This is a genomic window from Streptomyces sp. NPDC091272, from assembly GCF_044757485.1.
GTDB lineage: Bacteria > Actinomycetota > Actinomycetes > Streptomycetales > Streptomycetaceae > Streptomyces.
In genome coordinates this window covers 335,658-359,709 of the sequence record NZ_JBIVVC010000006.1, presented here as the reverse complement: position 1 = coordinate 359,709, position 24,052 = coordinate 335,658, and the positions used below count along the sequence as shown (strand labels likewise).

The 24,052-nt window shown below is 70.5% G+C and carries 23 protein-coding genes and 2 pseudogenes; 9 read left to right on the top strand and 16 right to left on the bottom strand.

Annotation, left to right across the window (positions count from 1 at the left end; genetic code table 11):
- The first annotated feature begins 251 nt into the window (after positions 1-251).
- The gene (locus tag ACIQM4_RS19700) at positions 252-824 is read left to right on the top strand and encodes an SRPBCC family protein (RefSeq protein WP_401592971.1); all 573 of its coding nucleotides are present in this window, start codon (positions 252-254) and stop codon (positions 822-824) included.
- Here the strand turns inward: ACIQM4_RS19700 and ACIQM4_RS19695 are convergent.
- Positions 811-2,718: a CocE/NonD family hydrolase gene (locus tag ACIQM4_RS19695; RefSeq protein WP_401593197.1), complete on the bottom strand. Its 1,908-nt coding sequence runs from the start codon at positions 2,716-2,718 to the stop codon at positions 811-813. The two genes, ACIQM4_RS19700 and ACIQM4_RS19695, sit on opposite strands and share 14 nt — an antisense overlap.
- 167 nt (positions 2,719-2,885) lie before the next feature.
- Between ACIQM4_RS19695 and ACIQM4_RS19690 the strand changes: the two genes are divergently transcribed.
- Positions 2,886-3,638 carry a TetR/AcrR family transcriptional regulator C-terminal domain-containing protein gene (locus ACIQM4_RS19690; RefSeq protein WP_401592969.1) on the top strand — a complete coding sequence of 251 codons (753 nt, stop codon included), beginning with the start codon at positions 2,886-2,888 and terminating at the stop codon, positions 3,636-3,638.
- Positions 3,639-3,951: 313 nt separating this feature from the next.
- Here ACIQM4_RS19690 and ACIQM4_RS19685 read toward each other — a convergent pair whose 3' ends face one another.
- The 3 genes and pseudogenes from ACIQM4_RS19685 to ACIQM4_RS19675 all read right to left on the bottom strand — a co-directional run bounded on the left by ACIQM4_RS19685 (position 3,952) and on the right by ACIQM4_RS19675 (position 6,100).
- Positions 3,952-4,770: a class I SAM-dependent DNA methyltransferase gene (locus ACIQM4_RS19685; protein ID WP_401592968.1), complete on the bottom strand. Its 819-nt coding sequence runs from the start codon at positions 4,768-4,770 to the stop codon at positions 3,952-3,954.
- Positions 4,771-4,816: 46 nt separating this feature from the next.
- A pseudogene (locus ACIQM4_RS19680) lies at positions 4,817-5,149 on the bottom strand (HAD family hydrolase); the annotation flags it as partial.
- Positions 5,150-5,284: 135 nt separating this feature from the next.
- The gene (locus tag ACIQM4_RS19675; RefSeq protein WP_401592966.1) at positions 5,285-6,100 is read right to left on the bottom strand and encodes a D-alanyl-D-alanine carboxypeptidase family protein; all 816 of its coding nucleotides are present in this window, start codon (positions 6,098-6,100) and stop codon (positions 5,285-5,287) included.
- An 896-nt stretch (positions 6,101-6,996) separates the two neighbouring features.
- On the opposite strand from ACIQM4_RS19675, the gene ACIQM4_RS19670 reads away from it, so the two are divergent.
- Positions 6,997-7,239, top strand: coding sequence for a chaplin (locus tag ACIQM4_RS19670; RefSeq protein ID WP_401593195.1), 243 nt, complete (start codon positions 6,997-6,999; stop codon positions 7,237-7,239).
- 169 nt (positions 7,240-7,408) lie between these two features.
- Here ACIQM4_RS19670 and ACIQM4_RS19665 read toward each other — a convergent pair whose 3' ends face one another.
- Both ACIQM4_RS19665 and ACIQM4_RS19660 read right to left on the bottom strand, forming a co-directional pair.
- On the bottom strand, positions 7,409-7,828 hold the full coding sequence (locus tag ACIQM4_RS19665) for a DUF427 domain-containing protein (RefSeq protein WP_401592964.1): 420 nt from the start codon (positions 7,826-7,828) through the stop codon (positions 7,409-7,411).
- Between the two features lie 7 nt (positions 7,829-7,835).
- On the bottom strand, positions 7,836-8,990 hold the full coding sequence (locus tag ACIQM4_RS19660) for an erythromycin esterase family protein (protein ID WP_401592962.1): 1,155 nt from the start codon (positions 8,988-8,990) through the stop codon (positions 7,836-7,838).
- A gap of 133 nt (positions 8,991-9,123) precedes the next feature.
- On the opposite strand from ACIQM4_RS19660, the gene ACIQM4_RS19655 reads away from it, so the two are divergent.
- Together ACIQM4_RS19655 and ACIQM4_RS19650 are read left to right on the top strand one after the other, a co-directional pair.
- Entirely contained in the window at positions 9,124-9,933 is an 810-nt protein-coding gene (locus tag ACIQM4_RS19655; RefSeq protein WP_401592960.1) for a MerR family DNA-binding transcriptional regulator, read from the top strand.
- Between the two features lie 67 nt (positions 9,934-10,000).
- Complete coding sequence (locus ACIQM4_RS19650) at positions 10,001-10,717, top strand: hypothetical protein (protein ID WP_401592958.1); 717 nt, start codon at positions 10,001-10,003, stop codon at positions 10,715-10,717.
- A gap of 99 nt (positions 10,718-10,816) precedes the next feature.
- On the opposite strand, the pseudogene ACIQM4_RS19645 reads toward ACIQM4_RS19650, so the two are convergent.
- The 9 genes and pseudogenes from ACIQM4_RS19645 to ACIQM4_RS19605 form a co-directional block, all read right to left on the bottom strand.
- A pseudogene (locus ACIQM4_RS19645) lies at positions 10,817-10,939 on the bottom strand (DNA-binding response regulator); the annotation flags it as partial.
- A 138-nt stretch (positions 10,940-11,077) separates the two neighbouring features.
- Entirely contained in the window at positions 11,078-11,887 is an 810-nt protein-coding gene (locus ACIQM4_RS19640) for an urease accessory protein UreD (protein WP_401592956.1), read from the bottom strand.
- Positions 11,888-12,000: 113 nt separating this feature from the next.
- Complete coding sequence (gene ureG / locus ACIQM4_RS19635; protein WP_401592954.1) at positions 12,001-12,696, bottom strand: urease accessory protein UreG; 696 nt, start codon at positions 12,694-12,696, stop codon at positions 12,001-12,003.
- A gap of 24 nt (positions 12,697-12,720) precedes the next feature.
- A complete protein-coding gene (locus ACIQM4_RS19630) occupies positions 12,721-13,395 on the bottom strand; it encodes an urease accessory protein UreF (RefSeq protein WP_401592952.1) in 675 nt (224 codons plus the stop codon).
- 111 nt (positions 13,396-13,506) lie between these two features.
- Positions 13,507-15,585, bottom strand: coding sequence for an urease subunit alpha (gene ureC / locus ACIQM4_RS19625; RefSeq protein WP_401592950.1), 2,079 nt, complete (start codon positions 15,583-15,585; stop codon positions 13,507-13,509).
- On the bottom strand, positions 15,582-16,385 hold the full coding sequence (locus ACIQM4_RS19620) for an urease subunit gamma (protein WP_401592948.1): 804 nt from the start codon (positions 16,383-16,385) through the stop codon (positions 15,582-15,584). Before ACIQM4_RS19620 ends, ureC begins: the two co-directional genes overlap by 4 nt.
- 539 nt (positions 16,386-16,924) lie before the next feature.
- Complete coding sequence (locus tag ACIQM4_RS19615; RefSeq protein WP_401592946.1) at positions 16,925-18,040, bottom strand: chitinase; 1,116 nt, start codon at positions 18,038-18,040, stop codon at positions 16,925-16,927.
- Between the two features lie 280 nt (positions 18,041-18,320).
- The gene (locus tag ACIQM4_RS19610) at positions 18,321-19,022 is read right to left on the bottom strand and encodes an MSMEG_1061 family FMN-dependent PPOX-type flavoprotein (RefSeq protein WP_401592944.1); all 702 of its coding nucleotides are present in this window, start codon (positions 19,020-19,022) and stop codon (positions 18,321-18,323) included.
- Positions 19,023-19,243: 221 nt separating this feature from the next.
- Positions 19,244-20,167, bottom strand: a complete 924-nt coding sequence (locus ACIQM4_RS19605) for a PDR/VanB family oxidoreductase (protein WP_401592942.1) — start codon at positions 20,165-20,167, stop codon at positions 19,244-19,246.
- A gap of 191 nt (positions 20,168-20,358) precedes the next feature.
- Here ACIQM4_RS19605 and ACIQM4_RS19600 point away from each other — a divergent pair, with 191 nt between their 5' ends.
- Complete coding sequence (locus ACIQM4_RS19600) at positions 20,359-21,012, top strand: TetR/AcrR family transcriptional regulator C-terminal domain-containing protein (protein ID WP_401592940.1); 654 nt, start codon at positions 20,359-20,361, stop codon at positions 21,010-21,012.
- A gap of 46 nt (positions 21,013-21,058) precedes the next feature.
- On the opposite strand, the gene ACIQM4_RS19595 is transcribed toward ACIQM4_RS19600, so the two are convergent.
- Positions 21,059-21,622, bottom strand: coding sequence for a dihydrofolate reductase family protein (locus ACIQM4_RS19595; RefSeq protein WP_401592938.1), 564 nt, complete (start codon positions 21,620-21,622; stop codon positions 21,059-21,061).
- A 326-nt stretch (positions 21,623-21,948) separates the two neighbouring features.
- Here ACIQM4_RS19595 and ACIQM4_RS19590 point away from each other — a divergent pair, with 326 nt between their 5' ends.
- The 3 genes from ACIQM4_RS19590 to ACIQM4_RS19580 are packed head-to-tail and all read left to right on the top strand — an operon-like array spanning position 21,949 to position 23,898.
- Positions 21,949-22,635: a HemK2/MTQ2 family protein methyltransferase gene (locus ACIQM4_RS19590; RefSeq protein ID WP_401592936.1), complete on the top strand. Its 687-nt coding sequence runs from the start codon at positions 21,949-21,951 to the stop codon at positions 22,633-22,635.
- 37 nt (positions 22,636-22,672) lie between these two features.
- Positions 22,673-22,876: a CDGSH iron-sulfur domain-containing protein gene (locus ACIQM4_RS19585; RefSeq protein ID WP_401593193.1), complete on the top strand. Its 204-nt coding sequence runs from the start codon at positions 22,673-22,675 to the stop codon at positions 22,874-22,876.
- The gene (locus ACIQM4_RS19580; RefSeq protein WP_401592934.1) at positions 22,873-23,898 is read left to right on the top strand and encodes an iron-containing redox enzyme family protein; all 1,026 of its coding nucleotides are present in this window, start codon (positions 22,873-22,875) and stop codon (positions 23,896-23,898) included. Before ACIQM4_RS19585 ends, ACIQM4_RS19580 begins: the two co-directional genes overlap by 4 nt.
- Positions 23,899-24,052: the final 154 nt, after the last annotated feature.

Here is a 24,052-nt window from a genome sequence, read left to right as displayed (position 1 = left end):
TACGTTTTTTCGAACGTGTGTACGACTTTACGGGTTGAGGGCACCCGGCGCGAAAGGGAAACGGCACCCTGGGCACCCTCCGGGCGGGCGGAACCGTTGGCGCACAAGGGATGCGGGGAACCCGAAAAATCCGGTGACGGGGTGTTCGAGTCACACCCGGCAGTCGTACGGGTACGGAGCGACCTGCTGACACCCACCCCTACTCACGAGTAAGGTCGCCCGGGTCGAGGAACGGCACGAACGGAGTTCTCATGGCCCGCACATTCACCGTCGCCCGCAGCATCCTGATCGAGGCCACACCGCTTTCGGTGTACGAGCAGGTCAGCCGGCCTGCCCTGATGGGAAGGTGGAGCCCGGAGAACCTCGGCGCGACGGTGCTCGGTGACGAGCAGGGGCCCGGCGGCCCGGACGAGCCCGCCCGGGTCGGCCTCGTCTTCGAGGGGCACAACAAGCGCGGCGCGTTCCGCTGGACCACCCGCTGCACGGTGACCGAGGCCGAGCCCGGCCGCTGCTTCGCCTTCCGCGTGCACGCGATCGGGCTCAAGAACCCCCGGCTGAGCGCGCCCATCGCCACCTGGAAGTACCGGTTCGAGGAGACGAAAGGTGCGGCCGGCGCCGGGCCAGGGACGAAGGTGACCGAGAGCTGGACGGACGACCGCCGCTCGTGGCCCACCTTCGTCGCCGACACCTTCGACCGGATCGCCACCGGCGGTCAGACCTTCGCGGTCTTCCAGGTCCGCAACATCGACCGGACCCTGCGCAACCTCAAGCGGGAGATCGAGGCGGGCGCCCGCCCGACCACCGGCTCCGTCACGGAAGGCTGAGCGCCGAGCCCGTGTGCAGCGTGATGTCCACGGGCTTGAACTCCGTCGCGTCCAGGGGGAGTTGCCCGGTGCCGGAGCCGCGTGCGTAACGCGGGTGGGCGCCGCCGCTGAGCTGGAGGCGGACCCGGTGGCCGGGGGCGAAGCGGTATGCGGTGGAGCTCATCGCGACGGTGGCGGCCGTCGGGTCGTCCCCGGCGGTACGGAGCGAGGTGATGCCGTCACAGACGTTGAAGGACCGACCCGCGGGGTCCACGTCACAGAGACGCACGAAGACATCGGCAAACCTGGGGCTCGCGTCGGGGCGAGTGCTCGGGCCGTCGCTCAGGGCATCGCTCGGGTCTGTGCTCGGGCTGTCGCTCAGACCAGCGCTCGGGTCTGCGCGTGGGCCGTCGCTCAGGGCATCGCTCGGGTCCGTGCTCGGGCCGTCGCTCAGACCAGCGCTCGGGTCTGAGCGTGGGCCGTCGCTCGGGCCGGTGGAGATCCGCAGGTGCGCGAAGACCGGGCCGAGGACTTCCAGGGCTTCGGCCAGCGGTGGGCCGGTGAAGGTGCGCACGTCGTCACGCGCCTCCAGGGCCGTGTTGTCCCGGGCGCCGGCGGCCGGGGAGAACAGGGCTCCCCCGACGGACGGAGTGGGATCGTCCGGGTCGTAACGGAACGAGGCGACAGGGCCGTCACCCACCGGGCCCTGCCGGACCAGGCGACCGCCGGCAGCCGGGAACCACAAACCGCCGGACACACCGGCCACGCCCGTCACAGCAGCCACACCCGTCACATCGGCCACACCGGCGTCCGCGCCTGGGACCACCCCCGCCCCCGCCCCCGCCCCCGCCCCCGTCCCGTGCGGCCACCCGTCCAGATCACGCCACTCCCCTTCGCCCGTACCCCTCCCCGCACCACCACCCACATGCACCCGTACCGCTGTGGGCCGCAGCCCGGACGGGTCGTCGCACAGGTGGGCGCGCAGCCAGGCCAGCGTCTCCGCGAACACCTCGGGCCAGCCCTGCTGGAAAGCGGTGGTGTGGGTCCAGGGGCCGACGAGGAGCGCCGTCTCGCAGCCCGCCGCGCGCAGGCTCTCGTACTGCTGGAAGGTCTGGTCGGCCAGGCCGTCGTGCCACCCGGTAACCAGGCTGACGGGTATGTCCGCGCGGTGGCGGTGGGCGGCGCCGGCGAGTGAAGCACCCTGCCAGTAGCTGTCGCCCGGGTCGGGGTGGGCCATCGCCCCCTCCAGCCACGGCAGTTCGCCGAGGGCCCGTTCGTACGCGCCGCGCAGTGGTCTGGCCGTGACGATGCGGGCCAGCCCGCGCCTGAGGCGGACCATCGCCCGGACGAGGGGGCGGATGCCTCGGTGCTGGTACGCGACGCCCGCGCCGACGGCGAGCGAGTTCTCCAGCCGGAGCGCACCGGTGGCCCCTTCTGCCGCGGGCGCGTGAAAGAGGGCATGCGGGTCGTGCAGGCCGAGTTGGACCGCCATGGCCTTCAGCTCGGGCGGTGGGTCGAGGGCGAGGGCCCACTGCGCATAACCCAGATAGCTGGGACCCACCGTGCCCAACACGCCGTTGAACCAGGGTTGTTGACGTAGCCAGGTGACAGCGGCCTGCCCGTCGGAGGCCTCGTTGCGCCAGTAGTGGAAGCTCCCGCCGGAACCGCCGGTGCCACGGCAGCTCTGCAGGACGACGTGGAAGCCCTGTTCGGCGAAGAGGATCCCGTACTGGGGCGACCAGGGGACACCTCTCCCGTAGGGCGAGCGGACGAGGAGCGTGGGGAAGTCGCCCTCGGCGCGCGGGAAGTAGTGATCGGTGACCAGCCGGCTGCCGTCGGCCCCCGGCACCTCAAGACCCGGCTCCCACCCGACGTCGTACCGCTTGGCCGGGAGCTTGCGCCAGGAGGCCCGCATCAGCCGGGAGGAGAGGGGCGGCGGCTTGGCGGAGGTGGGGCTCCACCCGCTCCCGCGCGTGTCACCGATTGCCTTCTGCATCGCGAACCTGCCCTTCGTTATTTTCGTACGGTGTACGAGAATAACGGATGCTTGGATGGACCATCACCATCAGGAAGCGAGCGACCATGCCCCGCGGCGACAGTTCGACCCCCACAGCCGTCGACCCGCAAGAGCTCTGGCTCGGCACCCGCACCACCCGGCCGGGCAGAGGCCGCAAGCCCGCCTTCTCCCGTACGGCGATCACGGCTGCCGCGGTGGCCCTGGCGGACACCGAGGGGCTGGACGCGGTCACGATGCGGCGGGTGGCAGCCGAGGTCGGGGCGGGCGTCATGTCCCTCTACAGCTACGCCCCCGACAAGGACACCCTGCTGGAGCTGATGGTCGACCACATCAGCGCCGAACTCGCGCCGGCCACGGCCGCGTCCCCCCTCACCGGTGACTGGCGTACCGACCTCAAGGCCGTCGCGCGTCTCCAGCGCGCCCAGATGCTCCGCCACCGCTGGCTGCCGGCCGCACTGTCCACCCGCCGCTCCCTCGGCCCCAACGCCCTGGCCTTCCTGGAGCACGCACTCGCGGCACTGCGCCCCACCGGCCTGGACGGCGCCGCGAAACTGGAGGTCTTCAGCCAGCTGACCGGCTTCGTCGCCGGTTACGCGGGCCACGAGATCGCGAGGTCCGCGGCGGCGGACCACCCGGACCGCACCGCGGCCGAGGTCCGTTACCTGTCCGCCGTCGCCGCCGACGGCCGGCACCCGGAACTCGCCGAGGCTCTCGCCGCCCCGCCGCGCCCCCTCTCCCCCGACGCCCTGTTCTCCCGCTTCCTGGACCGTCTCGTCGACGGCCTGGACACGGACGGAACACGCCCGGCCGACCTCTAGTCGCACAGGCGAACTCGGGTCCCACGCCGACCTGGTCACGGCCGGTGGCGCGTACGCGGTGCTCCGGCGCTCGTGGCACGGCGACCCCAACTCGGGGAGTCAGTCCCTCTGAGTCCCTCCCGGCCTCTTCCCGCTCTCTTGAACCTCTCTTGACCTGCACTTTTGACAGAGGGACCAGAGAGGGACCGAAAGAGGGACCGAAGAGAAACCAAAAGGAACGGAAGCGGAGTCCGAACGTTCGGGCCCGGTCGCCGTCAACTCTCCGCCCTCTGGAGCAACTTCAGAGCAACCTCAGAGCAACCTCAGAGCAACCTCAGGGGGCAGCCTTCTCCCAGACCGAGACGTGCTTTCCGCTCTCGTTGGTGAAGGGCTCCCGTCCCCACCCCTCCCAGCGGTCCCGCAGCCGCATTCCGGCGAGCCTGGCCATCAGGTCCAGTTCGGCGGGCCAGACGTACCGGAAGGGGATCGAGCGGTACGAGCCGCGGCCCTCGACGACCTCGACGTAGTTCGAACTCATCGCCTGGGTGGCGACGTCGTAGTTGTCGAACGCCCAGCGGGTGGGGGTGACTTGGAAGGGCACGGCGTGCTGGCCCGGCGGCAGCAGCCGCAGGTCCGGGACAGCGACCTCGACGACGAAGAGGCCACCGGGGGCGAGGTGTTCGGCGGCGTTGCGGAAGCAGGCGACCTGCTCGTCCTGGGTGGTGAGGTTCATGACGGTGTTGAAGACGAGGTAGGCCAGGGTGAACTCCCCCCGCCCCGCCGCGTGCGCCGTCGCGAAGTCGCCGATCGTCACACCGACCGTGTCGCCGCCCGGCTTCTCCCGGAGCTTGCGCACCATCGCGCGGGACAGATCGATGCCGTGGACGGGTACGCCGCGACGGGCGAGCGGGAGCGCGATGCGCCCGGTACCGACGCCGAACTCAAGGGCCGGGCCACCGCCGGCGAGTCCGGCGAGAAGGTCGGCGGCCGGTTCGACCGCTTCGGGCCCGAACATGTCCGACGAGGGATCGTCGTAATCCGCCGCCACCGACGCACCGAAGTAACCGTCCTCCGGGGCGTCCTGGGAGGGGCCCTGAGCCACCTGCTTCCTGAGGCCGTGGGCTGCTGGGTCCAGATTCTCCGGTGAGTCCATCCGCGGGACCGTAGTGGGCGACGCGGACTCCGCGCACCCGGTTTTCCTACCGACCGCCGCCCGGCACACGCTCAGTACCGGACTCGGCGCACCCCGGCGGACCCGCCACCCGGCCCTTCGGCGGCCCCTCGACACCCAGCAGCGCCGGGAGGGCGTTCATGTCGTCGAAGACGACCGCGCCCACCGCCTCCAGCCGGGCGGCCGTACTGAGCCCTCCGCAGTATCCGAAGGCACGCATTCCGGCCGCGCGGGCGGCCTCGACCCCGTACCGGCTGTCCTCGACGACCACGCAATGCTCCGGCGCCACGCCCAACGAACGGGCCGCGTGCAGGAAGAGGTCGGGGGCCGGTTTACCAAAGGGGACGTCGGTGGCGCTGAAGCAGTCGCTCACTGTCGACCAGGACACCGTCGCAGTCGAAGATCACGAGCTCGACAGGTCCCGTGCCAGCAGCCGGTTCAGTCATGCCGGCCAGGTTAAGGGGCCTGTCGTCCGGGGCGGGAGGAGGGTCCCGGGTCAGCGAACGGGCTGGTTGAGGGAGCCGAGGGACTTGACGTGACCCACGGCCTTGAAGCCCCAGTCGAGCAGGGCGCGGGCCTCGCGGTAGACGGTGAGGCCGTCGCCCCGCTGCGGGTTGAGGACGGTGACGATCAGGGTTCGGCCGTTCCTGCGCGCGGCGGCGATGAGAGTGTTGCCCGCTTTGCTGGTGTAACCGTTCTTGATCCCGACCAGACCCGGGTAGCGGCCGATGCCGTCCGCGCCGGTGAGCAGCCGGTTGGTGTTCTGGATGGGGTACGAGGAGGTGTGGCTGCCGTCCGACCGGGTGCCGCTGGGGAAGCGGGAGTTGGCGGTGGCGGCGTACCGGGAGAACTGGGAGTTGTTCAGCCCGGCCCGCGCGAAGAGGGCCAGGTCGTACGCGCTGGAGACCTGACCCGGCGCGTCGTAACCGTCCGCGGAGGCCACCTTGGTGTCGCGGGCGCCGAGTGCGCGGGCCTTGGCCTGCATCTGCGAGATGCTGGACCTCCAGCCGCCGTTCATGGCGGCCAGGACGTGCACGGCGTCGTTGCCCGAGCGCAGGAACGTGCCGCGCCACAGATCGGCTGCCCGGTAGGTCCGGCCCACCTTCACACCGACGACGCTGCTGCCGCTGCCCACCCCCGCCAGGTCGCTCCTGCTGACCGTGCGCAGGGCGCCACCGGGCACCCGGGGCAGCGCGGTGAGTGCGAACAGCGTCTTGAGGGCGCTGGCGGGGGGCAGCTTCCAGTGCGGGTTGTGGGCGGCGATCACGGACCCGGACTTCGCGTCCGCGACGAGCCAGGCGCGGGCGGACACCACCTTGTTCGCGGCGGCACTTCCCCGAGCTTGCAGGCCGGCGCTCTGAGCTTGCGGGCCGGCGCTGCCCTGAGCGGTACGGCCGGCACTGCTCTGAGCGTTCAGGACGACACTGCTCTGAGCTCCGGCGGCTCCGGTGTCGGGAACGGGGCGGACGGCACTGCTCTGAGCTCCGGCCGCTCCGGTGTCGGGGACAGGGGCGGTCTCCGCTGCCGCCGGGGAGGCAAGCAGTGCGGGAAGGAGGAGCAGCGTGACCGCTGTCCCCGTGACGACTCGACAGGACGCTGCGCGATAACCCGATGTGACGATCATTCAGTCAACATACGGACAGCTCGCGCGCCGAGCCGCCCTGAACTGCGCCAACCGGGTTGCGGCTCGGCCGTGCGGGCGCCCGGCCCGCCGAACCGACGGCCTCGACCGGTCCGGCCGGCCCTGCCGGTCCGGTCGGTCCGGTCGATCGGCCCGGCTCGGCTCGCAGGTTCAGCCCGTCAGCCCGCGCCGTGGGGGGCGTACCGCCGCTCCCGCACGTACAGCGATCACCGCGAGCGTGGTGTGCCGCACGGTCGCCCGTCGGCATCCCGTTGCTGACCGAGGCGACGGCGGTTCTCGCCGCCTACCTGGCCGCCGAGCAGGCCGACGGCCGGATCACCGCCGCCGCCGACCCGGCCACCCTGGCCCCCACCCTCATCGGCATCGGCCACCTGCTCCTCGCCGACCGGACGGGTCCGCCCCCGGCCGAGCGAACGGTGCACAACGCGGTGTCCGGAGTGCTGGGCGGAGGCGTCAACACCGCGCCGGATCAACCGGGTTCGGGAACCGCGTGTCCTCGGCGGCATTCGCGCGTTCTTCCCTGTGTGCTGCGGCTGGCCGGCCGCAGGAATATTCAGGAGGACCTTATGAACAAGCTCAACAAGGCTGTTGCCGTCACGATGGTCGCCGGTGGAATGGTCGCTGCCGGCGCGGGCGCCGCCTCGGCCAGCGGTGCCGAGGCCGAGGGCGCGGCCCTCAACTCCCCCGGCGTCATTTCCGGCAACCTGGTCCAGGTCCCGGTGCACGTCCCGGTGAACCTCACCGGCAACACGGTCAATGTGATCGGTCTGCTGAACCCGAGCTTCGGCAACGGGTCGGCGAACATCTGACCTGTCCGGCATAGTTGATACACCCATACACCTGTCGCGCCAGGTACGCCCGGTACGCCCGGTACATCTCGTGCATTCGCCGCGTTCGACGCGTCCGGCGCAACTCACCGCAGAGGGCCTCCCTGACGCCATCGGGAGGCCCTCTGCGCGTGCGCGAGTCCCGGTCTCCTCACTCGTCCTCGACGAGCTCCGTGTCGTAGAAGCAGAAGTGGTCCTTGATCGCGGCGACTTGGGAAATCGGTTCGGGGTAGGCCCACACCAGGTCGGCCTTGCCCGGCACCGACCAGTAGGAGGCGTCACCCTTGAAGGGGCAGTGGGTGGTGGTGTCCGAGGCGGTCAGGAGCTCGGTGCGGACGTCCTCGGGCGGCAGGTAGTAGCGGACCGGCAACCCGGTCTCGTGCAGCAGGAGTGGCTGCCGGCTCTCCGCGAGCAGCCGGCCGTCCCGTACGACACGCACGTGCGCCGTGCCCTGCTCGACGGTGATCCGATGCCCCTTGTGCCCGTGGCCCCCCTGGCTGCCGTGCTCGTCCTGGGAAGTGCTGCCCGTCTCGCCCGTATCGCTCGCGCTGTCCGTGCTGTGAGGTGTCATACGCACTTCAGCGAACTGACCGCCCGCTTTCTTCCCGTTCTTCCCGGCCGACGTAGGCAATGGCGTCCATGCCCTCCCGGTCGGCCTCGTCCATCGGCAGGTAGGACATGGGTACGGGCTCGGGCAGGGAGCCCGGATCCAGGTGGGCGGCGACGAAGGCGTACCGGGGGCCGACGGCGGACGCCGAGACGAGTGCGCCCGCGCCCCACCAGCGCAGTTCCGTACCCGGGAACGCCATGACGGCTTCGTTACGCTGGAGGTGGCGGTTGTGCGCGAAGACCAGGCACGGCCCGCGCCGGGCCTCGGTGGCCGCCAGGGCCAGGAGGTTCTCGGCCATCATGGCGCCCCTGACCGCGATGATGCCCGACATGCGGTCCGGCGCGGTGGAGGCGAGTGCCGCGTGGTAGCGCAGCAGTCCCTTGGCGGTACGCGCGTGTGCGTACGCGTGGTCGAACGCCGCGCTCTCCCCGGTGCCGCCCCGGCGCAGTCCCGGCAGCTCGGACTCGTACACCGCCAGTACGTCATGGGCGGCGAGCCGCAGCGTACGCGCCTGCTCGGAGTCCCCTACGGCGCGGGCAGGATCCATGAAGGCGGCAGGGTCGGTCCAGTCTCCGTCGTCACCGAGAAGCTCGCGAAGCCGCCGGGCCTCGTACGGGACGCTGTGCGCGGGCAGCCGCTCGGCCAGGTACGCGTGGGCCGCCAGCAGGGCTGCGCGGGGGCTCGGGTGGTCACCCTGTTCGAGCGGGGCGTCGAACCCGTGGAACCGGACCTGGTCGGCCGGGTCACGACCCGTGTTGTACTCGCGCAGCCGTACGACGAGCTCGCGGTTGGCAGGTGACCCGCCCCAGCCGTGGCTGAAACCGGTGGCCAGGGCCTGGTCCAGGTCTCCCGCACCGGCGGTGATGTGGTCGTTGACGGCGGTCGCCGCCAGCCAGTCGCTCTCGACGGCGAGGGAACGGTAACCGTGGTGGCGCACCAGGTGGAACAGCATGTCGTTGCGCAGCCGCGGAAACTCCTCGACGCCGTGGGTGGGTTCACCCAGGCCGAGGAGGAGGGGCGGCAGCGGGAGGGCGGCCAGCAGCCGGTCGACCGCGGAGGCGAGTTCGGCCGGGCCGTCGCCGGGACGGAGCCCGAGGTCGTGGACGGTGGGTGGACGGATCACGGTGAATCCCCTTCGGGAAGGACGCAAGGAGGAAGGCGTGACTTCTACCGTATCCTTGAACATTCCATTGAGACTTTCTGCCAGAATTCACGCTGCTAAGTGCCGCCAACCCTCAAACGTAGGCTCACTGCCCATGTCGCCTCGCACGGACTCTCCCGCTCCCGGAGCCCCTGCCTCCCGGTCCCTCCGCCCCGTCGACCTGGCCCGCGAGCACGCTCTGTCGACGCAGGCCGTACGCAACTACGAGGACGAGGGCATCCTGCCGCCGGCCGAACGCAGCCCGTCCGGGTACCGGCGTTACACGGCCCTCCACGCGCAAGCACTGCGTGCCTTTCTCGCGCTGCGGCCCGGCTTCGGGCACCGTACGGCCGCGGACATCCTCCGCGCCGCCCACCGCGGGGACGCCGGAACGCTCTTTCGCCTCGTGGACCAGGCCCACGCGGCTCTGCTGCGCGAACGCGAGACGCTCGACGAGGTCACCGCCGCGCTCGGCACGCTGACCACCGGCCCCACGCCCGTACCGTACGAGGAGGGTTCGGGCCCGCAACTCACGGTCGGCGCCCTGGCCCACCAGCTCGGTATGCACCCTGCCTCGCTGCGCAAGTGGGAGGCGGCCGGCATCCTGCACCCCCGGCGCGACCCCGGCACGGGCCACCGCCGCTATCCGCCCGGAGCGGTGCGCGAGGCGTACGTGGCCCGCCAACTCCGGCGCGGGGGTTATCCGTTGACCCGTATCAAGGACTTCACCGACCGGTTGCACGATGCGGGCACCACCACCGCGCTGGCCGACGTGCTGGCCGAGTGGCACACCCGCCTCACCCGTCGCAGCAGAGCGATGCTCGCGGCCGGACAGCCCCTGCACGACTACCTGGAACTCGTGTCGGCGACGCCGGGCGCCGGTGGCTCCCGGCCCCGTAGCCCCGACTGCTCCGATTGCGGGTGATCAGAGTGTGGCTGAGTGTGATCGGTGAGACAGCCCTCGCGCTTGTACCACCGGAAGGAAACGCCCCATGGGCCACACGACCGCCCTCTCCGCCTCCGTCACCGTTGCGCTCTGCGGCGTACTGACTCTGGGCCCCGCAGCAGTCGCATCACCGGACGCGCGGACGACCCCGTCCGCGCCGGCCGGCGCCGCCACCTCGTCGGCGGCGGCCCGTACCGGAAATGCCGTGGCCGCAGCCAAGGACAAGGACCGGGAGAAGCTCGCGTCGACCTACCGGACCGTCACCAAGTTCGGTACGGCGTCACAGCAGACGGGCAAACTCGCCGGTCTCGCGGTCAACGGCGAGAAGGACAAGGGGAAGCTGGAGGAGGCCCGCAAGGACTCCGACAAGGAGCTCGACAACCTGATGGCCATCATCCCGGGCGGCTCCCCGGCCACCACGGACGGCCGCGCAGCCGCTCCCGCTCCCGCTTCCGCTTCCGCTTCCGCTTCCGTACGGGTCGACCTCAAGGCGTCGGTCACGCAGATCAAGGCCGACACCAAGGCGCTGGTGGACGCCGCGCTCAAGGCGGACAACGCCGCCCTGACGACGGCTGCGGGAACGCTGCTGGTCCACTTGGGCCAACTGGCCACCACCGTCTTCACGGACATCGGGCTGAACACGGTGAAGGACGTGGCCCCGAACCTGCCGGCCCTCGGCCAACTGCCGACCCCCGCTCTCCCGGGCACGGCGGCGGGCACCCCTGCCATCCCCGGCACGGCGGCGGGCGTCCCCAGCCTCTAGAGCTCCCAGGCGGACCGGGAACCGAGCACACCCGGGGTGCGGAAACACAGCCGCCGCACGCCCGGGGTGCGAGGCCGGTCCCTCTGCGAGCGGCCCTCGTTCCGCGCTGGCGGCCAGCAGTTGCACCGCGTAGTTGCGCTCGACGTGTTGGGACAGCACCAGCACTCCGACCTCCGGCCATCGCTCGCGGATCTCCAGCGCCGCGCGCAGCCCGATGGTGGTGGGTCCCCCTGCGGGGCTGTCGACGTGCAGGACACCGTCGAGGGCAGCCGTCCTGCTGCGCAGACCGCTCAGCCCGCTGCCGGCGGGGTTCGCGCCGCCCCTCCACGAGGGCGTGTCGGACAGGCAGGGGCCTGTTGTTCAGGTCGCTCTCGGCTCCATGCCCTTGATGTGTTCGAGGGCTGTGTCCAGGAGTTTGCCCACGTCGTGGAGGCTGCGGGCGGTGGCGGTTGCCAGGTAGGCGGGGTGCTGGGCGAGCGGGGTGAGAACGGCATGGCCTGCCTCGGGATCGTCACCGATGAGGATCGGTGGGTGATCACAGGGCAGGTGGGGGTCCACGACCAGGAGTTGACCGACAGCGCGGTATCCGCCGAGCACGGCGGGACCGTCCCATGCCGGTGCCGTCCCGCCGTAGGCGGTGTGCTGGTCGAGGACGGGACGACCGCCTCGATGCACGGTCAGGCGCATGGTGAGGTGACCGGGGGGCTCGGGAGTGCGGCCGAGGAGCTGCTCTTCGCGCAGGATGACGGCGGCGGTCGGTGCGAGGCCGACGGTGCAGGTCTGGTGGAGGGTGCTGTTCTGGACGCTGATCAAGGGTTTGGGCAGCCAGGCCAGGATGGCGTGGTCGCCGACGGTGAGGCGGACGTCGTAGGTGGCGGGGGCGGCGGTGGCGCCGGGCAGCGCGATCGTGGCGGCTGCCGTGGACACCTCCAGCTGGGCGTGTTCCTCGGCGGTGACGTCGAGGGCGAGACGGTCTCCGCCGAGCGGTGCGCACATGGCGCTGATGACGCTGACTCGGGCCCACCCGTTGCGGGATGGTGTCCGGTGCAGGTGGAAGGGGCCACTGCTGCGCAGGCGCGGGACGGTGGTGACGGAGCCGTTGTGCGAGGCCCTGATGACGGCGGTGGCACGGACTCCCGAGAGCTCGGGGTCCGTTGCGGGCCTGCGCACGACGGCGGGTGTCTCGTTCGTTCGCCCGCTGTCTGTCTCCTCCTTTTCGGCCACCGGCGTCGGCGTGGGGTGTTGCGTCGTGGGCGTCGGGCGCGCATGTGGTGCGGTGGCTGTCATACGGCGGCCTCGGCACGCCAGGCGGACAGGCAGCTGTCGACCCACTGGGCGACCGGCTGGACGCCGTCGTCCGAGGCCAGGCTGGTGAAGACGACGGGAAGGTCGCCGCGCTGCTTGCTCGCGTCGGTGGCCATGGTCTCCAGGTCCGCGCCGACATAGGGGGCGAGATCGGTCTTGTTGACGACGAGGAGGTCGGCGGTGGTGATGCCGGGGCCGCCCTTGCGGGGGATGTCGTCACCGCTGGAGACGTCGATGACGAACACCTGGTGGTCGACGAGGCCCTTGGAGAAGGTGGCGGTGAGGTTGTCGCCGCCGGACTCGATAAGGATCAGGTCCAGTGCGGGCAGTGTCTCCTCCAGCTGTTCGACGGCTTCGAGGTTGGCGGAGATGTCGTCGCGGATCGCGGTGTGCGGGCAGGCGCCGGTCTCGACGGCGGTGATGCGCTCCGGCGGCAGTACGGCTTCGCGGAGCAGGAACTCGGCGTCCTCGCGGGTGTAGATGTCGTTGGTGACCACGGCGATGGAAAGCCGGTCGCGCAGGGCGCGGCACAGTGCGGCGACGGTGGCGGTCTTGCCGGATCCGACGGGCCCGCCGAGGCCGATGCGCAGGGCGCGGCGGCTGCCGTCGCGGCGCAGTGCGTCGGCGCTGGGGGTGTGGTGGTGCGGCAGGGTGGTGGCGTGGTCGATGTGCATGGCGTTCTCCGAACGGTGTGTGGGTCAGGATGCGAAGAGGCGCTGGGGCCAGGCGGCGTGCTGTTCGCCGGTGATGTCAAGGAGCGGCGACGACGCGGCGGGCAGGACTTTGACACCGTCGATGGCAAGCCGTGCTGCCGCCTCGTCGGCGGCGTGCGCGACGTCGTCCACTTCGCCGGCGAGCCGGGCGAGCAGGGCGGTCGCGTCGAACGGGTTGAGGCTCAGCAGCCGCACCGCCGCCGTCGCCGGGCCGCCGATGCTCTCGTACGCGGCGCACTGGGCGGCATCCAGTGGGGTCAGGCCGGCGGCGCGGGCGGCGACACCCAGGACCACGGGCTGGTGGGCGCCTTGGGGCATGCGGTGGGCGATCTGGTCGAGCTCGGGGCAGGGCCAGGCGGCACGGGCGGCACGCAGCATCTGCCTGCCGAGCTTGCGGGCGACGTGGCGCAGTGCCGGTACGGGGGTGCGGGCGTCCGCGGCCTCGTCCAACGCCATCACGTCGTATCCGGTGGCTGCCGCGGCGGCGAGGCCGGCCGCGGTCAGCCCGGCGGTGTGCAGGCGGCCCCGGCAGAACGCCTCCAGGCTCGCGGCGTCGTGGACCCCGTGCGAGGCGACCGCGGCCTCCACACCGCCGGAGTGGGCGTGCCCACCGGCAGGGAAACGGCCGTCGGCCAGGACGAGCAGGGTGGCATGGCTCATGGGAGCGGTGGCCTGCCTTTCACAGGTACGGGGTGGAGAGAGGAGGGCAAGGGGAGAACCTTTGCCCGGGAGAGCGGGCCCGGCGGCCGACCGCCGGGCCCGCTGCCGTGCTCAGAACAGGAAGTACAGCTGCGTCATGGGCAGTTCCGACTCGTAGAGGCCCCTACCGGCCGGGTTCGGGTCCGGGGGCGGGCTCGGGGTTCGGGGCCGGCCGGAGAACATCATTTGGTTCTCCACCGTGGTCCTGGCATCCGTGGTCGTGCCCCGGTACGCACCCGGTTCCTCGGACCCGCTTCTGGCCGGGCTCGGCGGCGGATTCTTCTGGGGGAAGGGTGCGGCCGGGCGCGTGCCCGTGTTCTCGCCGACGCCCTCGCCGATGGTGATGTCGAAATAGTCGGGGCCGATCTCGATGTCCGGCTGTTCCGTGTTGAGCTTCATGTCGGCCTTGGTCTTGCCGCGGGGGGAGGTGATCTCCAGCAGCCCCTTGGTCAGGCCGTACGTGGTGGGCTTCTGGCCCGGGGCCGAGGCACCCTCCACGACGAAGTTGAAGGAGTTGCCCCCCGGTGCCGTGCCACATGCTCCCCACACCGGGCGGGGGAGGTAGGGCTGCGGTGTCGGGATCGACGCGTTGGCGTCACCGATCTGCGCGTAGGCGATCTGCCCGCCCTTGATGATCATGTGCGGCTTGACGCCGAAGAATTTCGGCTCCCACAGCACCAGATCCGCGATCTTGTCGGGGCCGGCCTCGACGGAGCCGACGTACTTGTCGATGCCGTGCGCGATGGCCGGGTTGATCGTGTACTTGGCGATGTAGCGCCTGACGCGGAAGTTGTCGTGCCCCGGGGAGCCGGTCGTTCCCGGGACGCCGGGGTCCGGGAGGTGGCCGCGACGGCCCTTGTTGACGTGCGCGGTCTGCCAGGTCCGCATGATCATCTCGCCGATACGCCCCATGGCTCCCGAGTCGGAAGACATCATCGAGATGGCACCGGTGTCGTGCAGCAGGTCCTCAGCGGCCATCGTGGAGGGCCGGATACGCGAGTCGGCATACGACGCGTCAGCGGGGACGTCGAGGTTGAGGTGATGGCAGATGACCATCATGTACATGTGCTCAGCGACGGTGTTCTTCGTCAGGGGCCGGGTCGGGTTGGTCGACGCGGGCAGCACACTCTTCTTGCCCACCAGCTTCATGATGTCCGGTGCATGGCCGCCGCCGGCGCCTTCGACATGGAAGACGTGAATGCCCCGGTACTTGCTGGTGGTGCGATCCTTGGTCGCCTCGAACGTGTCCTCGACGAACCCGGACTCGTTCATCGAGTCCGCATGCAGGGCGACTTGGGCCTTCTTGGCCTCACAGACCTCCAGCGCCACGTCGATGGCCGCGGGGGTGGCCCCCCAGTCCTCGTGGATCTTGAGGCCGATGGCCCCGGCGTCGATCTGGGCTTCCAGCGCCTTCTTGTTGACCGTGCCGCCCTTGCCGAACAGGCCGATGTTGACCGGATAGGCGTCCAGCGCCCTGAACGTCTGCTTCATGTGCCACTCGCCGGGCGTCATGGTGGTGGCCCTGCTGCCGTCCGCAGGGCCGGTACCACCGCCGATGAGCGTGGTCACGCCCGACGCGAGTGCCTCGTGGATCTGCCCGGGGCCCAGGAAGTGCACGTGGGTGTCGATGCCACCCGCGGTCAGGATCTTCCCGTTTCCGGAGATCACCTCGGTCTCCGGTCCCACCACGAAGTTCGAGGCGCCTTTGGACTGGTCCGCGGGCTTGGGTGTCATCGTCTCCGGGTTGTATGCCTGGCCGATCGCGTAGATCTTCCCGTCCCGCAGGCCGACGTCGGCCTTCACCACGCCCCAGTGGTCAATGATCAACGCACCGGTGATCACCGTGTCCACCGGCAGGAGGGGGCTGGTGGCGCCCGGCGGCAGTGTGGAGCCGTCCCGGGCGATGTGCGACATGCCCATCGACTCGCGCATTACCTTGCCGCCGCCGAAAAGCATCTCATCACCGCTGCGCTCCGGCCCGCCGCACCAGTCCTCCTCGATCTCGACGACGAGATTGGTGTCGGCGAGCCTGATCCAGTCGCCCTTCGTCGGGCCGTACAGCGTGGCGTAGTCCTCCCGCGTCAGCTCCACCGGAGGGCGCACGGTGAAGCTGGGGGAGTTCGCAGCCGCCTGGGCAACAGACTTCGTCATCGCTGGGTCACCTTCGCGTCCGCTGTGGTCGTCCTTGCCTCATGAAGGCCCCATACCTCCAGAGCTCCCCGGATGGGCACCACCCACACCCTGCGCGCGGCCGTTTCGCCGGGCTCGAAGCGCTCCGACGTACCGGCCGCGATGTGCAGCCGGTACCCGTTCACGTCGGCCGGCCGGGAGGACATCTGGTCATTGCCGTCGTCCTCGTAGAAATCGAGCCCCTTGCCGCCCACGTTCCCGCCGTGCCTGTTGACGTCGTCCAAGTGATAGTGCGAGCCGACCTGGATCGGACGGTCCGCGGTGTTCTTCACCCACAACTTCTTCCCGGTCGGGAACGTGCTGCCCCCGGCCAGGTTGTACGGCACAGGGGTCTTGTCCGGGTGCTCCCACTTACCCGGGTGGACCGTCGTCGAGGGCTTCACGTCGCAGAGCGGATCCGGGATGACCACCAGCTTGGTGCCGTCCTTGAACGTCGCCTCGACCTGCACGTTGGCGATCATCTCCCGGACCCCCGGCAGGACCTTGATGGTCGGATCACCGCTCGCCGAGGTCGGCAAGGTAGTGCCGAACTTGGTGAGGCGGGCCTGGAGTTCAGCCGCCACATCGCCCAGATTGGTGTCCATGAGTTCGGCGACCGTCTTCGTGTCGTGACGGGCCTCCTCCAGCACATAGGCCGCGAACAGCGCCATGACTTCCGGATAGTTCAGCCCAAGAGTGGGCTCGCGCATGAGGCGTCGCTCGACCAGATCCGCCGCGGCACGGATCAGGAGCCGCTCCTGCTCATGTGGCGTCAGATGCATCCAGTTCCCCTTCCTGTTCCTCGTCTGGCACCTGCGGCGAACGTCGCCCTCGGCGGCGTGAACTGTGCTGACGCGCCGGACGCCGCAGGTCGGTCAAAGAAGACGTGTCCAGCAAGAAGGGAAAGAACCCTCATAAGGCACAATCAAGTGAAACAGGAGCCATATGGGTGAACAGGACACAGGACGCACACGTCGGACAGCACGTGATTCCAAGCCGCCGCGGGCCATCCCTGAAGCTCCTCGGACACGTGCGGCCTCTCCCGATCCGGCGAGGGGCCACCCAACGACGCCCTGCAGCACGTCGAAACGGTGTGTGTCCGCGTCGTTCGTAGTGGCTGGTTCGCGCCTGAAACTGGCGTCGGCGACGCATTGGGACCAGCGCAGGACGTGCTCGGGGGGTGCTGGTTGACGGTGGGTGAGGCGGGTGATCAGGGCCCTCGCGGGCGATGTATGCCTTGTCCGCCGCGCCTGTGACACGCCCACCGACAGGCTCCCCCTCAGGAGCGCAATGGGGCGTGTCCCCCCGCCGACCGGCCCGATTAACGGTGCTGCAGCGCCTTGACGTTGTCGCCGAAGGTCCAGTTCTTGGAGCCGTCCCAGTTGAGGGACCAGGTCATCAGGCCCTTGAGTTGGTTGTTGTAGTTGTTCCAGGCCTGCGAGACGAGTGATGGGCTCATGTAGCCGCCGCCTGCCCCGGGTTGGGCGGGCAGGCCCGGGACCTGCTTGTCGTAGGGGACCTTGATGGTGGTGCCCTGGATGACCAGACCCTTGTTGAGGCAGTCGGTCTGTTTGGTGAAGCCCTCGACGGTGCCGGCGGAATAGGAGTCGCCGGAGCAGCCGTACATGTTGCCGTTGTAGTACTGCTGGTTGAGCCACCAGAGGCGGCCGTTGTCCGCGTACTTCTTGATGATCGGGAGGTACGCGCCCCAGATCGAGCCGTACGTCACGCTGCCGCCGGTGACGTAGGCCGTCTCCGGCGCCATCGTGAGGCCGAAGTTCGACGGCATCTGGGCGAGTACGCCGTCGATGATGCGGATCAGGTTGGCCTGGGACGTGGAGAGTTTGGTGATGGTGCCGCTGCCGGTGAGGCCGGTCTCGATGTCGATGTCGATGCCGTCGAAGTTGTACTTCTTCAGGATCGGGACGAGCGTGGCGATGAACTTGTCCGCCACGGCTGTCGAGTTGAGGTCGATGCCCGCCGTCGCGCCGCCTATCGACATCAGGGTGGTGAGGCCGTTCGCCTTGGCCTGGCACATCTCGGCGGGCGTGGCGACCTTGACGGTCGCGTCCATGCCGTTCTCCCACAGGGCGGTGCCGTCGCTGCGGATCACCGGGAACGCGGCGTTGATGACGTTGTAGCCGTGCTGGGGGATGCGGGGGTCGGTGATCGGCGTCCAACCGAACGGCGGATGCACGCCGTTGGCCGCGCCGTCCCAGTTCTCCCAGTAGCCCTGGAGCACCTTCCCTGTCGGCTTGGACTTCACCGGACAGGTGTCGGCGGCAGGCGCCGCGGGCCCGGTCGCGGACGTGGCGGGGGCCGCGGCCATCGTGAGCGGGACGGCACAGGCGGCGGCCAGGGCGGCAGCCAGCAGGCGGGGGCGAGGGGCGGTACGGACCGCACGGGGGGTGTGAGCGGTGTGGGCGCGTTCGGACATGCTGAGCCTCCTGGGTGGGGGAACCGGGAGAAGCAAGTGGGGTGAAGCTTGAGCAGGTGCGATGCGCCCACACGCTAAGTAGGTCCAGACCAATCGTCAAGAGGTCCCGTCAGCATGGCCCCGGGCAGTCGCCGTAGGCCCGGACGGTCTGCGCGCGGGGAGGGATGAACCGCCCGCGGTGAGCGACGAACCTCCCGCGTTGAGCGAAGAACCGTCCCCCGGTGAGCCCGGTGAGCCCGGTGCGCGTGGTGCGGCACGGGGTCACCCGCCGCGAGCACGTTCAGTACAGGTTGTCCCGGTACTGGATCTCGGCGATCGCGCTCAGCTGTCCGAGCTGGTCGCCGAGGTTGTCGGCCATCTTTGCCGCGTGCTCGGCCACGTGCATCGTGTAGAAGTCGCCGCCCATCAGGACCACTTCGGCCAACCGGCGCGGGTCGCCCTCCCACAGCCGGGCGCGGATCACGGCCTTTCCGCACTGCGAGAAAACCTCCCGTACACGCACGACGGTCGCCAGCACGGCGGGTTTCCCGTCGGCCTGCAGCATGTTCAGCAGCTCCGGGTCGTCGCTGATGAACGCGTCGCCGTTCACGCGCACCGCCTCGCGGAGGCCGGGTACGAGGAACACCAGGCCCACCGCCGGGTTGCGGGTGAGGTTCTCGAAGGTGTCCGCGAGCTTGTTGCCCGGCCGGTCGGGGAGCGCCAGGGTCCAGGGGTCGAGCACCCGCACCGCTCCGGGCGGATCGCCCTTGGGGCTGATGTCGAGGTGTCCGGCGTCGTCCGCCGTGGCCAGGCAGAAGAAGGTGCTGTGCGCGATGAACCGGGTGGTGAACTCGCCGAGGCGGGTCTCCTTCTTGGCCGCCATGAAGGGCGGCGGGTGGCCGATGATCTCCCGTACCCGTTCCATGCCGATGGGACGGTAGTCGTCGGCGGCGGTACGGGCGGGCGTGCTGGGAGGGGCGTCCTCGTGGTGCTGGTGCTGCATGCGGGACCTCCGGAAGGAGTGCGGGGTGGGGTGGGGTGGGGTGGGGTGGGGCGGAGCGCCGCGGGCGCGGGTGTCCAGACGTCGAGCGCGAGCCTCTGGACGACGAGCGCGGGGCTCTGCACGTCGAGCGCGGGGCTCTGCACGTCGAGCGCGGGCCTCCGCACGTCGAGCCCGGGCCTCCGCACGTCGAGCCCGGGCCTCCGCACGTCGAGCCCGGGTCTCTACACGTCAAGGACGAGGCGTTCGCCGCGCGCCCGGGAGACGCAGAGGTACATGCGGTCACCGGACGCGCGTTCCTCGGCGGTGAGGATGTCGTCGCGGTGGTCGGGTTCGCCGTCGATCACCCGGGTCTCGCAGGTGCCGCAGACGCCCTCGCGGCAGGAGCCGGTCACGGGGAGGCCCTCGTCCTCCAGCGCGCCGAGGATGCTCGTACCGGCGGGGACGGTGACCGTACGGTTCGACCGCGCGCACACGACCTCTACGTCGGCGTCCGGCAGGGCCGCCGGCCTGGCTCGCGGCCGGAACCGCTCCAGCCGTACCGAGCCGGGGGCCCAGTGCGCGGCCCGCTCCTCGACCTCGGCCAGCAGGGCTTCCGGACCGCACGCGTAGACGGCGGTCCCGGGACGCGGCCGTTCCAGCAGCGTTCGGAGCGGCATCCGGCCCGTCCGGTCCTTCGGGTAGAGCCGTACGTTGTCGCCGTGGGCACGCAGTTCGTCGCGGAAGGCCATCGAGTCGCCGGAACGACCCCCGTACAGGAGCTGCCACGGCAGGCCCCAGGCTGCGGCCTGCCGCGCCATCGCCAGGACGGGGGTGATGCCGATGCCGCCCGCGATGAACAAGTACGACTTCTCCCGGCGGAATCCGAAGTTGTCCAGCGGTCCGCGCAGCTGCACGGGCTGTCCCGGCCTGAGGAAGGCGTGGACGTACTCCGAGCCGCCCCGGCTCGCCCGCTCGCGCAGCACCCCGATGCGGTACGAGGACCGGTCCTGCGGGGAGCCGCACAGCGAGTACTGCCGCACGATCCCTGTCGGCAGGGCGAGTTCGACGTGGGCGCCGGGCCGCCAGGGTGGCAGCGGCCGTCCGTCCGGGGACGAGAGCTCGACGGAGACCACACCGGCGGCCTCCCAGCGCACTTGACACACCATCACCCGCAATTCCTGGACCTCCGACCTTGCCGCTTCAGCCAGCAACACTGTGCACCTCTTTCTCTTGTCCACTGGACAATAGCGATCTCTTGTCCAGTGGACAAGGCGTGACCGCCGTATATTGTCCGCCGGACAAGAGCAGGCGTGGACAGTGCCGGGCTTGGGCAGTAGCGAGCGCGGAGAGAGCGAGCGTGAGGGAGCACATGGGCATCAGCAGGGCAGCCGTCGTCGGCGCGGCATTGGAAGTGCTCGACGAGCAGGGCCTGGACCTGGTGACCATGCGTGCCGTCGCGGAGCGGCTGGGGGTGCAGCACAACACGGTGCGCTGGCACGTGGACAACAAGCAGCGACTGCTCGTCCTGATGTCGGACGCCGTGCTCTCGGACCTGGATGTCGCCGCACTGCCCGAGCCGTGGGAGGACCGGTTCCGGGCTCTGGCACGGTGGTGCCGGGAGGCGATCCTCGCGCGCCGTGACGCGGCCCGGCTGCTCGCGGGGCTCGCCACCACCGAGCCGAATACCTACCGGTTCGCCGACACGGTGATCCAGACCCTGCTCGACGCCGGCTTTCCGGCCCGTACGGCGGCCTGGGCGAACTGGACGGTCTTCTACCTGATCCTGGGCATCACGCAGGAACAGCAGGGACAGCAGGGACACTCCGCCGACTCACCGCATTGCGTGACGGAGTTCGACGATCCCGCCTACCCGGCCCTGAGCACGGCCGCTTCACACGTATCCGCGGGCACCTACGAAGAGCGCTTCGAGTTCGCGCTGAACATGCAGGTGGTCGCACTGCGTGCGGAGTTGGCGGGTGCGGGTGCGGGTGCGGACGACGCGACGGCCTGACGGACGGCGCGCCGGCCTACCAGGACCAGGACCAGGTACCAGGTACTCAGCGCCTCGTCTCGTACCTGGTCAGGATCACGCCGCCGGGAAGCGTCCGTGTCTCCACCAGGGTCAGGTTCACCCAGCTGTCCAGCGCGGTGAAGAACGGCGTGCCGCCGCCCACCAGGACCGGGGCGGTGGCCAGCACGTACTCGTCGACCAGCCCGGCCCGTACGGCCGCGCCGGCGAGTGTCGCGCCGCCGATGTCCATCGGGCCGCCGTCCTCCGCCTTGAGCCGGGTGATCTCGGCGACCGCGTCGCCGGTGACCAGACGGGTGTTCCAGTCGACGCTGTCGACGGTCGAGGAGAACACCACCTTCGACATGTCCCGCCAGCGGCGCGCGAACTCGGCCTCGGCCGGGGTGACGTCGGGCTGGTGTTCAGCGGTCGGCCAGTAGGAGCTCATCGTCTGCCACAGCTTGCGCCCGTACAGCGACAGTTCGGTCGCCTGCAACTGGTCGGACCAGATCTGGAACAGCTCGTCGCTCGGCGTGCTCCAGCCGATGTCGTCGCCGGGCGCGGCGATGTAGCCGTCCAGGGTCAGGTTCATGCCGTAGATCAGTTTCCGCATGGCGCCAGCCTTCCGTAAGTGGGTCTCACGCGTACAGACCGGCGCGGCGCGGGAAACTCATTGGTGGGTGCGCGTTGGTGTGGGTTGGTGCGCGTCGGGGCGCGTCGGTGCGTGATGTTCCAGGTTGAGCCGCTGTCCGACATTGAGCACCAGGTGACGTGTGGGACGGAGGGGAGGGGGCACCCGGGTGGGACAAACGCGAGGCGCGAGTAGCCGGACGTGGTCTTCCGAGTGGTGGCACGCCGGAGGGGGCCGCAGTCTGGTGGAAGGGACTCGCCCGTACGGGGTGCCCCCCTGAGCGCACCGAACGCACTACGGAGGTCCCCGTGACAACCGCCCACGCCCCACACTCCTGGCCCGGTTTCGGCAGAGTCATCCGGCTGCCAGGGGTGTACGCCCCGCAGGCGGACAGCCACTTCCTGGCGGAGGCCATCGGCCGGGAGAACGTTCGGGGCCGGGACGTACTGGACCTGTGTTCGGGCAGCGGTGTGCTTGCCGCCCACGCCGCACGGCTCGGGGCCCGGGTGAGCGCGGTCGACATCTCCCGCCGCGCCGTACTGGCCGTCCGCCTCAACGCCCTCCTCGCCCGGCAGCGGGTCACCGTGCGCCGTGGTGACCTGATGAGCGCCCTGCCCGGACGGACGTTCGACCTCATCGTCAGCAACCCGCCCTACGTACCCGCCCCCCACGCGGCCCTGCCCGGCCGCGGGCCGGCTCGTGCGTGGGACGCCGGCGTGGACGGCCGGGCCCTCCTGGATCGCATCTGTCACGTCGCGCCCAGGGCCCTGCGGCCCGGCGGCACGCTCCTGCTGGTCCACTCGGCGGTCAGTGGGGCCGAGACGACCGTGCGGTGCCTCACCGAGGCCGGAATGCAGGCGCAGGTCAGCGACCGCGCGTACATCCCCCTGGGCCCCGTCATGCGGGGACGACTTGCCTGGCTGCGCGAGCGGGGGCTGCTCGAACCCGGGCAGGACAAGGAAGAACTGGTGATCATTCGTGCTGTCAAACGCTGACCGGCCCCGCCGCATCACGGTCGACCGCGAAGGACCGATGCTGATCGACGGACCTGTCGAGGTCGTCCTGCCCGACGGCACCACCGTCACATCCGACCGCTTCACCGTCGCCCTCTGCACCTGCCGCCGCAGCCGCACGTACCCCTGGTGCGACACCAGCCACCGGCCCCGCGTCAGGCCCGGTGCCGCGAACGACGCCCCCGACCCCGACACCGCCCGCGAGAACGGAGGCCAGCCGTGACCCTCACCGAACAGCCCCGCCCCACGGCCCCGCACCTCCCCGCCCCGCGGGGCGACCTCTCCCGTACCGTGCTGGCCGCCCTGCGCGGGGAGGGCGGCGCGCTGCCCCGCCCCGAGGACATCGCCCGCGCCGAGCCGTACGGCGACGACCTGCAGCTCTGTCTCTACCTCCTGTACGAGCTGCACTACCGCGGCTTCGAGGGTGTCGGCGAGCTCTGCGAGTGGGACCCCGACCTCCTGCGGGTCCGGGCCGCCGCCGAGGACCGCTTCCTGACCGCGCTTCGCGCCGACTCCCCCACCGCGCGGAGCGTGGACGAGGCGGTGGGCGAACTGCTCGTCGAGCCCGCAGGCGACGACGGGCACAGCGTGAGCCACCACCTCAAGGCGGGCGGCGAACTCTGGAAGCTACGCGAGTACGCGGCGCTGCGCTCGATCTACCACCTCAAGGAGGCCGATCCGCACCTGTGGGTCGTGCCCCGTCTGCGCGGCCGTGCCAAGGCCGCCATGGTCGCCATCGAGTTCGACGAGTTCGGCGGCGGGCGGGCGGAGAACATCCATGCCCAGCTCTTCGCCGACCTGATGGCCGACCTCGGACTGGACACCACGTACGGCCACTACCTCGACGTGGCGCCCGCGCAGGCACTGGCGACCGTCAACCAGATGTCCCTGTTCGGCCTGCACCGCAGGCTGCGCGGCGCCCTTGTCGGTCACTTCGCCACCGTCGAGATCACCTCGCCGCCCGGCTCCAGGCGCCTCGCCCAGGCCCTGCGGAAGGCGGGCGCGGGTCCGGCCGCCCAGCGGTTCTACGACGAACACGTGGAGGCGGACGCCGTCCATGAGCAGATCGTCCGTCGCGACGTGATCGGCGGCCTGCTGGAGGACGAGCCCGCGCTCGCCTCCGACATCGCGTTCGGCATCCGGTCCACCGGCTTCCTGGAGGACCGGCTGGGCGAGCATCTGCTCGCCGCCTGGCGCGAGGACCGTACGGCGCTGCGCGAACGGGCGGGCGTCCCGTTTCCCTAGGCGTTTACCTGGGCGGCCGCTCCCCCGCTGCGTAGGCGCCCGCCCTTTGCGTAAGCGCCCTTACCGTAGGCGCCCCTCCCCTTGGCCGCCCCTCCCCTCAGCCCGCTGCTTTTCCTGGCCAGCACCCATGCATCACCCACGCACCACCCATCGT